Source organism: Streptomyces sp. NPDC002935, assembly GCF_040611295.1.
In the GTDB taxonomy this organism is placed as follows: domain Bacteria; phylum Actinomycetota; class Actinomycetes; order Streptomycetales; family Streptomycetaceae; genus Streptomyces.
Window position 1 is genome coordinate 85,536 of record NZ_JBEXNW010000018.1, and the last position, 11,847, is coordinate 97,382.

The following is an 11,847-nucleotide window of genomic DNA, read 5'->3' on the forward strand; positions in this document are numbered from 1 at the left end:
ACCAGAGACAATGGACCCCGTGCGCTATCGCATCCTCGGTACCACCCAGGCACTCCGCCCCGACGGCACGCGCGTCCCGGTCGGCGGGGCGCGGCTGCGTGCCCTGCTGACCGTCCTCGCGCTGCGGCCCGGACGGACCGTCTCCACGGCCGTCCTGGTCGACGAGGTGTGGGACGGCGACCCGCCCGCGGACGCGCCCGGGGCACTGCAGGCGCTGGTCGGGCGGCTGCGCAGGGCGATCGGGGCGGACGCGGTGGAGTCGGTGGAGGGCGGCTACCGGCTGGCGGCCTCGTCCGACGACGTCGACCTGCACCGTTTCGAGCGGCTCGCGGGCGAGGGCACCCGCGCCCTCGCCGACGGCGACCCCGCCAAGGCGGCCGCCGTCCTGGAGGACGCCCTCGCCCTGTGGCACGGCCCGGCCCTCGCCGACCTCCCGGACCGCACCGCCGAGTCGGCCCGCTGGGAGACCCGCCGTGTCGACGTCCGCCGCGCCCGTCTCGCCGCGGCCCTCGCCCTCGGCCAGGCCGAACAGGTCCTGCCCGAGCTCACCGCCCTCTGCGATGTGCACCCGCTCGACGAGCCGCTGCACGTCCTGCGGCTGCGTGCCCTCCGCGACGCGGGCCGGCCCGCCGAGGCCCTCGCCGCCTACGAATCCGTACGCACGCTCCTCGCCGACCGCCTGGGCTCGGACCCGGGTCCGGAACTGCGTTCCCTGCACGCGGAGCTCCTGGCCGGACCCCGGGAGCGGTTCGGCCCCGGGGAGGGTTCCGGCGCTCGCGGCCGGACCGGTGTCCGTTCCGGCGCCGGTTCACCCGCCTCCGTCACCGCCGCCTCCGTCTCAGCCGAGGGTGCCCTCACCGCTGCCGCGGACACCGCGGCCCCGGCCGAGGGGACCGGCACCGGCACAGGTGTCGGCACCGGCGCCCCAGGCACCGCGGTCGTAGGCGTAGGCGTAGGGGCAGGGGCAGGCGCCGGGCACCTGGCCCCGGACACCGGGCATCCTGCCCCGGACGCCCCCGGCACCATCGCGGGCGAAGCCGCCCACGCCCCGGAACCGGCGTTCACCTCCCGTATCCATCCCGCGTCACCGCCGACCGGCAACCTCCGTGCCCGGCTCACGTCCTTCGTGGGGCGGGAGACAGACATCGATGCCATCCGGGGCGATCTCGCCGGGGCCCGGCTCGTGACGCTGCTGGGCCCGGGCGGGGCGGGCAAGACGCGGTTGTCGCAGGAGGCGGCCGAGGCACTGGCCCCGACGCTGCGGGACGGGGTGTGGCTGGCCGAACTGGCCCCGGTGGACGACCCGAAGGCCGTGCCCGAGGCCGTGCTGACCGCCGTCGGCGCCCGCGAGACCGTGCTGCGCGGCGCCGGTGCCGAGGAGATGCGGGCCGTGGCCGACCGGCACGACGACCCGCTCACCCGGCTCGCCGAACACTGCGCCAAGCGCCGCATGCTGATCGTCCTCGACAACTGCGAGCATGTCGTCGACGCCGCCGCGCGTCTCGCCGAGGCGTTGCTGGAGCGCTGCCCGGGAGTGACCGTGCTCGCCACCAGCCGTGAACCCCTCGGCGTACCGGGGGAGTTGCTGCGCCCCGTGGACCCGCTGCCGGAGCCCGTCGCGCTGCGGCTGCTCGCCGACCGGGGCGCCGCCGCCCGGCCGGGCTTCCGTGTCGAGGACGACCCCGAGGCGGCCGCGGAGATCTGCCGGCGCCTCGACGGCCTCCCGCTCGCCATCGAACTCGCCGCCGCCCGGCTGCGGATGCTCACCCCGCGCCAGATCGCCGACCGGCTCGACGACCGGTTCCGGCTGCTGACCTCGGGCAGCCGCACCGTGCTGCCCCGGCAGCAGACCCTGCGGGCCGTCGTCGACTGGTCCTGGGACCTGCTCGACGAGGCCGAACGGGACGCCCTGCGACGGCTGTCCGTGTTCGCGGGCGGCTGCGACCTCGCCGCCGCCGAGGCCGTCTGCGGTCCGGCCGCGCTGGACGTCCTCGGCTCGCTCGTCGACAAGTCCCTTGTCGTCGCGGCCCCTTCGGGCGAAGGGGAGACGGAGATGCGCTACCGGCTCCTGGAGACCGTCGCCGAGTACGCGGGCGAACGCCTCGACGAGTACGGCGCCCGCCACGCCACCGAGCGCGCCCACCTCACGTACTACCGCGAACTCGCCCGCACCACCGACCCCGTCCTGCGCGGCCCCGGCCAGCGTTCCGCGATCGACCTCGTCGAGCGCGAGTACGAGAACCTGCGCACCGCGCTGCGGCACGCGGTCGCCGAACGCGACGAGCAGGAGGCGCTGTGCATGGTCCTCTCGCTGGCCTGGTACTGGCAGATCCGCGACCAGCGCGTCGACGCCCGCGCCTGGTCCCGTGAGGTGATGGCCCTCGGTCCCGACCCCTTCGTACCGCCCGCGCGCCCGGCCGCGCCGCTGTACGAGCGCTGTACGGACTTCCCGCCGCCGATGCGCGAGGAGGTCCTCGAAGAGGCCCGGCGCGGTGTCCACCTCGTCCATCTCGCCTATATGGACATGGACATGGGGGCCTGGCAGACCCCGGAGGCGCAGGAGAAGCTGCGCATCATCAGCGCGACCTACGAGCCCGGCATGCCGCAGACCTGCCGTACCCCCGGCTACCTCTGGTTCTACGCCGTGCTGCTCACCGGCACGATGGAACGGTTCACCGAGGTGATCAACAAGACGGTCAGCACCTGCCGCGAACTCGGCTACGAATGGGAGCTGGCCACCGCCCTCCAGATGCGCGCCAACATCCTCGCCAACCGCGCCGACATGGCGGGCGACGCCACCGTGGACGCCGACGAGGCACTGGAACTCTTCGTCCGGATCGGCGACGCGTGGGGCGCTGCCGAATCGCTCTCCGCACGCGGCGAGGCCCATGAACGCAAGGGCGACTACCAGGCCGCCGCCGCGGACTACGCCGAGGCGGAGAAGTACGCCGAACGGCTGGGCGCGCGCGCCCAGACGGCGGTGCTCAACGTCCGGCTCGGCAGCATGTACATCGAGTTGGGGGACCCCGAGCGGGGCGAGCGCATGATCCGCGAGGTCCTGGCGACCGGACACGGAGCTCACAACGAGGCCATGCCCGCGGCCCACCTCTTCCTCTCGACCTGGCTCGGCCGCAGCGGCCGGGTCGCGGAGGCGCGCGAGCAGATACGGCTGCTCCGTCAGGACTTCGGGGCCGGCTCCTTCGTCGTCTTCGACGGGTTCATGCTCGGCATCGAAGCCTGGCTGGACGCGATCGACGGGCAGAGCGAGAGCGCCCTGGACAAGGCGCGCCTGGCGATGGCACGGTCCAGCGACCGGCTGTCGATGATGATCGCGCCGCACATGCCCTCCGCCCATCTGACCACCGCCGCCATCGCCCTCACCGGTCTGGACGGCGGCCACCGCGCCCGTGACGCGGCCCGGATCCTGGGCGCCGCCGACGCTCTGCTGCCGCCGGGCCACTTCGCCGGTGCCATGGAGGCCGAGGTGCGCAAGCGGGCCGAGGCGGGCGTGCGGGACCTGCTCGACGACGCGGCGTACGAGACCGCGTACGCGGAGGGCGGCGGCCTCTCCGTGGAGGAGGCCGCCGCCCTCATCTGAGGCGCGGACGCGAACCGGTGCGCCATGGTCCTCGTGGTCAGGACCCGGGCCGAACGTCAGTCCTTGGTACGGAACTTGTGGATGGCGACTGGCGCCATCACCAGGGTGAGGGCCAGCGACCAGCCGAGCGTCACCCACAGGCCGTGCGCGACCGGACCGCCCACCATCAGCCCGCGTGCCGCGTCCGCGAGGGAGGACAGCGGGTTGTACTCGGTGAAGTTCTGCAGCCAGCCCGGCATCGACTTGGTAGGCGCGAAGATCGACGAGCCGAACTGGAGCGGCATCAGCACCAGGAAGCCCATTGCCTGCACGGACTGCGCGCTCTTCATGATCACGCCGAGGGTGAGGAACACCCACATCAGGGCTGAGCCGAAGACGGCCGACAGGCCCACGGAGGCGAACAGACCGGGCCAGTTGGTGATGTGGAAGCCGACCAGGACGCCGACGATCATGAGGATCGCGGTCGCGATCAGCATCCGCATCACCTCCACCGCGATCTTGGCGAACAGCACCGAGCCGCGCCCGATCGGCAGGGACCGGAACCGGTCCATGACACCGGAGTTGAAGTCGGTGTTGAAGCCGGTGCCCACTCCCTGGGCCATGTTCATGCCCATCATGGCCATCAGGCCGGGCACGACGTACTGGACGTACGCCTCCTGTCCGCCGCCGAGCGACTGCCCGATGGAGCCGCCGAAGACGTAGACGAACAGCAGCGTGAAGATGACCGGGAACAGGATCGCGTCGAACATCGACTCCGGGTCCTGGCGGATCCACAGCAGGTTGCGGCGGATCAGCGCGCCGGTGTGGCGGGCGTGCGCGCGGAGCGAGATGCGAGGGTCGGCCTCGACCCGGAGGGGGGCTTCGACAACGGCGGTGCTCATGCGGAGACCTCCTCGTAGGCGCGGGCGGGGGTCTCGTCCTGCGGGGCACCGGCCTTGTGGCCGGTGAGGGACAGGAACACCTCGTCCAGACTGGGCAGTTCGGTGGAGATGGCGGCGATGGTGATGCCGCGCGCGGTGACCGCGCCGATCACGGCGGTGAGTTGCTCGTCGCTGAGGATCGGGACCAGCACGCTGCCGGTCTCGCTGTCCACGGCCGTCGTGGCGAGGCCGGTGAGCCCCAGGTCGTCGAACATGGCGGCCAGCGGGCGCAGTTGCAGGGGATCCAGCGGGCGGATCCGCAGCGTCCGGCCGCCGACGCGTGCCTTCAGCTCGTCGATCCGGCCGCCGGCGATGACCTTGCCGCGGTCGATGACCGTCAGCTCGGAGGCCAGCTGCTCGGCCTCCTCCATGTACTGGGTGGTGAGCAGCACGGTGACGCCGTCGGCGACCATGCGCTTGACCTCCTGCCACACCTCGTTGCGGGTACGCGGGTCGAGGCCGGTCGTCGGCTCGTCCAGGTACAGCACGGACGGGCTGCCGATCATCGAGGCGGCGAGGTCCAGCCGGCGGCGCATACCGCCGGAGTACGTCGACGCCGGGCGCTTGGCGGCCTCGGTGAGGGAGAAGCGCTCCAGGAGCTCGTCGGCCCGCCGGCGGGCGTCCTTGCGGGGCAGGTCGAGCAGCCGCCCGATCATGTAGAGGTTCTCCCAGCCCGGGAGCTTCTCGTCGACCGAGGCGTACTGGCCGGTCAGCCCTATCACCCGGCGGAGCTGCCGGGGCTGCTTCAGCACGTCGTAACCGGCGACCGTGGCCTGGCCGGCGTCAGGGGTGATGAGGGTGGACAGGCAGCGGACGAGGGTGGTCTTGCCGGCGCCGTTTGGACCCAGCACTCCGAGGACGGTGCCCTCGCGTACATCCAGGTCGACCCCGTCCAGCGCCTTGGTCTCGCCGTAGTGCTTGACCAGCCCCCGTACGGTGACGGCGCTGCGGCCGGTCGCAGCTTGTCGGGGCGTGTTGTCGATTCGCGTCATGTCCATCAAGGTGCCAGCCGCCACCGACAAACGACCGACAGGCCGCCTACAGGTCCGGGCCGCTACCGATAGGTCGCCGACAGTCGGCCGACAGGGTGCGGAAAGGCGACAACCCGCCGACGGGGGAAGATCGGCGGGCTGTCTTGGTGCCGCAGTGGCTCAGGTGCCGCAGTGGCGCAGGGGTCCTCGGCGGTCGCGAGCCCCCGGAGGGTCTCGGCGGGCGCGAGGTGTCAGTGGACGGAGTGCTCCTCCAGCGGGAACGTCCCGCCGACCACGTCCTCGGCGAACGCCTTCGCCGCGTCGCCCATGACCCGGCGCAGGTCGGCGTACTGCTTGACGAACTTCGGCATCTTGCCGCCGGTCAGGCCGAGCATGTCGGTCCACACGAGAACCTGCGCGTCGGTCTCGGCGCCCGCGCCGATGCCGACGGTCGGGATGTGCAGGGTGCGCGTGACCTCGGCGGCGAGCTCCGCCGGGACCAGTTCGAGGACGACGGCGAACGCGCCCGCGTCCTGGACCGCCTTGGCGTCCCGGAGCAGCTGCTGCGCGGCTTCCTCGCCCCGGCCCTGGACGCGGTAGCCCATGGAGTTCACGGACTGCGGGGTCAGGCCGATGTGCGCCATCACCGGGATGCCGGACTCCACCAGCAGCTCGATCTGGCGGTGCGAGCGCTCGCCGCCCTCCAGCTTGACCGCGCCCACCCCGGCCTCCTTGACCAGGCGGGTCGCCGAGCGCAGCGCCTGCACCGGACCCTCCTGGTAGGACCCGAAGGGCAGGTCGCCGACGATCAGGGCACGGCTGGTGCCCCGTACGACCGCCGCGGACAGCATGGTCATCTCGTCCATGGTGACGGGGACGGTCGTCTCGTACCCCAGGTGGCAGTTGCCCGCCGAGTCGCCGACGAGCATGACCGGGATGCCGGCCTCGTCGAAGACGGACGCCGTCATCGCGTCGTAGGCGGTGAGCATGGGCCACTTCTCGCCGCGCTCCTTGGCGGCGGTGATGTCGCGCACCGTGATACGGCGGGTGGTCTTGCCTCCGTACAGCGCCTTGCTGCTGTCGGTGGCTTTGAGGCCACCCTCCGCAGGCTGCTTCTGGGCAGCCGAAAGCTGCGTCATCGCAACGGCTCCTTCTGTCATCTCGAGGCACCCTGACGGCGTCCCCGGATCACATACATGGTGGCACCTCGTGCTACGCGAGGCTAGACCGGGCCCGGTGACCACCGTGTCGTCCTCGCCACGCCCGCTCTCTCCGGCCGGAGAGAGCGGGCGTCTCCGACCGGAGACCTAGGTCGCTTCGTAAGTTCTGCGTAAAGCCTTTCCGATACGAGACGGTGCCGTATCGAATAGCCTCTAGGGTGGTTGCCATGACAACTTCCGCTCCCCCCGCCGATCGACGCGTGCCCGAGGCGGTGCACCGGCGCCGCTGGGCGATCCTCGGCGTGCTCATGCTGAGCCTGCTGATCGTGGTGCTCGACAACTCCATCCTGAACGTCGCGATCAAGACGATCTCGACCCCGGCACCCGTCGGACTCGGCGCCACGCAAGGTGAGCTGGAGTGGGCCATCAACGCCTACACCCTGGTCTTCGCCGGGCTCCTGTTCACCGCGGGCCTCCTCGGTGACCGGCTCGGCCGCAAGAAGGTACTGCTCGGCGGTCTCGCCGTGTTCGGCCTCGGGTCCGCGCTGGCCGCCGAGTCCGGCTCGTCGGTCCAGCTCATCGTGTTCCGCGCGGTGATGGGCCTCGGCGCCGCCTTCGTGATGCCGGCCACCCTCGCCGTCCTGATGAACGTCTTCGAGCGCGACGAGCAGCCCAAGGCCATCGGCATCTGGGCCGGCGGCGTCGGCCTCGCCATCGCGATCGGCCCGATCACCGGCGGCATCCTGCTCGACCACTTCTGGTGGGGTTCGGTCTTCCTCATCAACGTGCCGATCGTGCTGCTCGCGATCGCCCTGATGATCTGGCTGGTCCCCGACTCGCGCGACCCGAACCCGGGCCGTCTCGACCCGATCGGTGTCGTCCTCTCCATCATCGGCCTCGTCCTGCTCGTCTACGGCATCATCAAGGGCGGCCAGCTCGCCGACTTCACCGACCCGAAGGTCCTCGCGACGATCGGCGCCGGTCTCGTCGTCCTCATCGGCTTCGTGCTGTTCGAGAAGCGCAGCGACCACCCGTCCATCGACGTCACGTACTTCAAGAACAAGGTCTTCTCGGCGGCGATGTCGGCCATCGCGCTGGTCTTCTTCGCGCTGATGGGCGTGACCTTCTTCTCCGTCTTCTACACGCAGAGCGTGCGGGGCTACTCGCCGCTGCAGACCGGCCTGTTGATGCTGCCGCTGGCCGCCGCCCAGATCATCTTCGCGCCGCGCGCCCGGCTGGTCGTGGACCGCTTCGGCAACCGCGCCACCTGCACGGCCGGCCTGGTGATCATCGCGGCGATGCTGGCCGCGTTCGCCACGCTGGAGGCGGACACCCCGATCTGGCTTCTCGAGGTCATCTTCTTCCTGATGGGCACCGGCATGGCGCACATCATGACCCCGACCAGCGTCGTCATCATGCAGGCGCTGCCGCGCGAGAAAGCCGGCTCCGCCTCCGCGCTCAGCAACACCTTCCGCCAGGTCGGCGGCGCCCTCGGCATCGCCGTCCTCGGTTCCGTGCTCTCCACGGCCTACCGCAACGGCATAGAGGACAAGCTCGGCCTCGTCCCGGCCCCCCTGCGGCACACCGCGGGCGAGTCCATCGAGGCCACCCTCGGTGTCGCCGCCAAGCTCGGCCCGCAGGGCAAGGCCCTCGTCACCCCGGCGAACGACGCCTTCCTGCACGCCATGCACGTCACCGCCCTGTGCGGCGCGGGTGTCGCGGTCATCGGCGCGGTCGTCGTCGCCCTGTTCCTGCCGGGCCGTCCGGCGGCCCCGCACCAGGGCAAGGACGAGGCCGAGTTGGTGACGGCGGACCTCGGACAGGACTGACAGCGGCGTCCGGGACCGCGGGCACCCCTCACCGGGTGCCCGCCATCGCCGTACATCGGGGAGAATGACACCAGGTCAACGACGGGAACGGAGTTCGACGTGAGCCTCGCGGAAAGCCGAGACAGGCAGGGGTGCCCCGCCCGGGGACGTCCTCGGAGCGAGGCGGTGGAGCGCGCCATCGTCGAGGGCGTGATGAAGCTCCTGGAGGACGGAGTTCCGCTCGCGGACATCTCCATCGAGCGCCTCGCGCGCACCGCCGGCGTCGGCAAGGCGACGATCTACCGCCGCTGGAGCGGCAAGGAAGAGCTCTTCGTCGACGTGCTGCGCGGTGCCGAGCCCGCGGACCCCGAACTCCCCGGCGTCTCCATGCGCGACGACCTCGTCGTCCTGCTGGAGTCGCTGCGCCGGCGCGGCCTGGTCAGCCGCTCGTCGGCGATCCTGCACAACGTCTACGCGCAGATGAAGAGCAGCCCCAAACTGTGGGCCGCGTACGACGCCACGGTCATCGCACCGAGACGCCAACTGGGTTACGAGGTGCTGCGCCGCGGCCAGGAGAACGGCGAACTCCGCGACGACGTCGACGTCGAACTGCTCAACGACATGTTCGTCGGCCCGATGCTCGTCCGGACCGTCATGCGCCCGGACACCGAACTCTCCGAGGGTCTCGCCGAGCAGATCGTCGACACGCTGCTGGAGGGCCTGCGCCCCGCCCGGCCGTGACGTGCCCTGTTTCTGACGGGGCGAATGTGCGCGTTTCGTCACAGAGGGCGCACCGCAGGCCCGTACACGGAACTCCGGACACGAAGTTGAACGTCCCCTTGCCTGTACGGCCGTCCCGGACGGCGAGAACGACACCGAACATCCCCTAGGGTCGTAGTCGAGGGACAGACGGTGCGCACGGCAGTTTGTGAGGCGACGGTATGGCGCAGGCGTATATGACGGAGACGGGCAGCGACGGCCAGGAGCCGGACCGCAGAGAGTCCCGGTTCCGGCGCCTGCTCGACGGCTGGCGCGGCGACCGCGGCATCTGGCGGCGCGGGCTGATCCTCGCCGCGGTCGCGCTCCTGCTCGCCCTGGTGATGCTGACGCACGCGCAGATCCCCAACCGGATCGGCAACCTCGGCAGCCTCACAGAGACGTTCCTGCCGTGGCTCGGGGTGTTCATCCCGGTCCTGCTGGTCCTCGCCTTCGTGCGGAAGTCCGCCAGTGCCCTGATCGCCGTGCTGCTCACCGGCGTGGTCTGGCTGAACCTCTTCGGCGGACTGCTCGGTGACAAGACCGGCGCCGGCGGCGACCTGACCGTCGCCACCCACAACGTCAACGCCGACAACCCGGACCCGTCCGGCACCGCCCGCGACGTGGCCGCCTCCGGCGCCGACGTGCTGGCCCTGGAGGAGCTGACCGCCTCGGCGGTGCCGGTGTACGAGAAGGCGCTCGCCTCGACGTACAAGTACCACTCGGTGCAGGGCACCGTCGGGCTGTGGAGCAAATACCCGCTCGGCGGCGCGCGGCCCGTGGACATCAAGCTGGGCTGGACCCGCGCCATGCGGGCGACCGTGACGGCGCCGGCCGGGCAGGTCGCGGTGTACGTGGCCCATCTGCCCTCGGTGCGGGTGAAGATGGAGGCCGGGTTCACCGCCCGGCAGCGCGACAAGAGCGCGGACGCGCTGGGCGAGGCGATCGCCGGCGACCCCCTGGAGCAGGTCGTCCTGCTCGGTGACCTCAACGGCACGATGAACGACCGGGCGCTGAACGCCGTCACCGCGCAGATGCGCTCGGCGCAGGGCGCCGCGGGCAGCGGCTTCGGGTTCAGCTGGCCGGCGTCGTTCCCGATGGCCCGGATCGACCAGATCATGGTCAAGGGCATCGAGCCGGTGACCTCGTGGACCCTGCCCGAGACCGGCAGCGACCACCTTCCGATCGCCGCCCGCGTCAAGGTGGACGCAACCGCCTCTTAACCCTCTGGAGCACCTCCCGGACCACTCCGCCGGGCAGGATTTGTTCAGCGACTAAACTTAGTGGTCTGATCGACCCGTGACCCGCGCACATCGCTGTGCGCGGGCGCGTCCGTGCGCACCCGTTCCCGCAGGCCGCCCGCGCCCGCACGGAGCCCCGCTCGTCCCCGCTCCCTGGAAAGGCCTCTCATGCCTCTGGCCCTGCTCGCCCTCGCCGTGGGCGCCTTCGGCATCGGCACCACCGAGTTCGCCATGATGGGCCTGCTGCCCGACGTCGCGGACGACCTGCACCTGTCCATCCCGACCGCCGGACACCTGGTCTCCGCGTACGCGCTCGGCGTCGTCATCGGCGCCCCGCTGCTCGCCGCGGCCACCGCCCGGATGTCCCGCCGCAAGGTCCTCATCGCCCTGATGGGCCTCTTCGTGGCGGGCAACGCGCTCTCCGCCCTCGCCCCCGACCAGCACTGGCTGCTCGCCGCACGCTTCCTGAGCGGTCTGCCGCACGGAGCCTTCTTCGGCGTCGGCGCCGTCGTAGCCACAAGCCTGGTCGCGCCCGAGCGCAAGGCCCGCTCCGTGTCGTTGATGTTCCTCGGACTGACCGTCGCGAACATCGCCGGTGTCCCGGCCGCCACCCTCGTGGGGCAGCACCTGGGCTGGCGGGCAGCCTTCCTCGGGGTGAGCGTGATCGGCGTGGCCGCCATCGCCTCGCTGTTCCTGCTGATCCCGCAGGCCCCCGCGCACACCCCCTCCGGCGGTCTGCGCGGTGAGCTCGCCGCCCTGCGCTCGCTGCCCGTCTGGCTCGCCCTCGGGACGACGGTCGCGGGCTTCGGGGCGCTCTTCTCCGCGTACAGCTACATCGCGCCCATGCTCACGGACGCCGCCGGATACGCCGAGGGCAGCGTGACACTGCTGCTGGCGCTCTTCGGGGTCGGCGCGACGGTGGGCAACCTGCTCGGCGGCCGCCTCGCGGACCACTCCCTGCGCGGCACTCTCTTCGGCGGCCTGGCGTCCCTCGTCGCCGTCCTCGCGCTCTTTCCGGTCCTCATGGGCGCCCAGTGGAGCGCCGCCCTCGCGGTCACCCTCCTCGGCACGGCCGCCTTCGTCACCGGCTCGCCCCTCCAGCTGATGGTCATGGAGAAGGCCTCCGCCGCGCCCTCCCTCGCGTCCTCCGCCAACCAGGCCGCCTTCAACCTCGCCAACGCGGGCGGCGCGTGGATCGGCGGGCTCGCCCTGGCGGCGGGCTTCGGCGCGACGGCGCCGGCGGTCGCCGGGGCGGGGCTCGCGGTGGTGGGGATCGGGGTGGCGGGTACGGCGTACGCGGTGGACCTGAGCCGCACGGAGCGGCCGGCCCGGCGCGCGCGTGTGGTCGCCACCCGCGTACCCGACCGGCCGGAGGCGCTGCGCCGCTGAACGG

8 protein-coding genes are annotated in these 11,847 nt (G+C 71.8%); 5 read left to right on the top strand and 3 right to left on the bottom strand.

From position 1 onward, the window contains the following. The first annotated feature begins 10 nt into the window (after window positions 1–10). Window positions 11–3,598, top strand: a complete 3,588-nt coding sequence (locus ABZX90_RS24415) for a BTAD domain-containing putative transcriptional regulator (protein ID WP_355207953.1) — start codon at window positions 11–13, stop codon at window positions 3,596–3,598. A 56-nt stretch (window positions 3,599–3,654) separates the two neighbouring features. Here the strand turns inward: ABZX90_RS24415 and ABZX90_RS24420 are convergent, their stop codons facing one another. From ABZX90_RS24420 to panB, 3 genes are all read right to left on the bottom strand, one after another. Further along, complete coding sequence (locus ABZX90_RS24420; protein ID WP_351122014.1) at window positions 3,655–4,479, bottom strand: ABC transporter permease; 825 nt, start codon at window positions 4,477–4,479, stop codon at window positions 3,655–3,657. Beyond that, window positions 4,476–5,510, bottom strand: coding sequence for an ATP-binding cassette domain-containing protein (locus tag ABZX90_RS24425; RefSeq protein WP_355207956.1), 1,035 nt, complete (start codon window positions 5,508–5,510; stop codon window positions 4,476–4,478). The genes ABZX90_RS24420 and ABZX90_RS24425 overlap by 4 nt, the downstream gene beginning before the upstream one ends. A gap of 230 nt (window positions 5,511–5,740) precedes the next feature. Continuing rightward, complete coding sequence (panB, locus tag ABZX90_RS24430; protein ID WP_351122020.1) at window positions 5,741–6,628, bottom strand: 3-methyl-2-oxobutanoate hydroxymethyltransferase; 888 nt, start codon at window positions 6,626–6,628, stop codon at window positions 5,741–5,743. 248 nt (window positions 6,629–6,876) lie between these two features. On the opposite strand from panB, the gene ABZX90_RS24435 reads away from it, so the two are divergent. The 4 genes from ABZX90_RS24435 (at window position 6,877) to ABZX90_RS24450 (ending at window position 11,843) form a co-directional block, all read left to right on the top strand. Next, a complete protein-coding gene (locus tag ABZX90_RS24435) occupies window positions 6,877–8,478 on the top strand; it encodes an MFS transporter (RefSeq protein ID WP_351122022.1) in 1,602 nt (533 codons plus the stop codon). Window positions 8,479–8,577: 99 nt separating this feature from the next. After that, entirely contained in the window at window positions 8,578–9,198 is a 621-nt protein-coding gene (locus ABZX90_RS24440; protein WP_355207960.1) for a TetR/AcrR family transcriptional regulator, read from the top strand. A 200-nt stretch (window positions 9,199–9,398) separates the two neighbouring features. After that, window positions 9,399–10,436 (top strand): endonuclease/exonuclease/phosphatase family protein, encoded by a 1,038-nt coding sequence (locus ABZX90_RS24445; RefSeq protein ID WP_355207963.1) that lies wholly within the window; start codon window positions 9,399–9,401, stop codon window positions 10,434–10,436. Window positions 10,437–10,622: 186 nt separating this feature from the next. After that, on the top strand, window positions 10,623–11,843 hold the full coding sequence (locus ABZX90_RS24450; protein ID WP_355207966.1) for an MFS transporter: 1,221 nt from the start codon (window positions 10,623–10,625) through the stop codon (window positions 11,841–11,843). The last annotated feature ends 4 nt before the right edge of the window (window positions 11,844–11,847 follow it).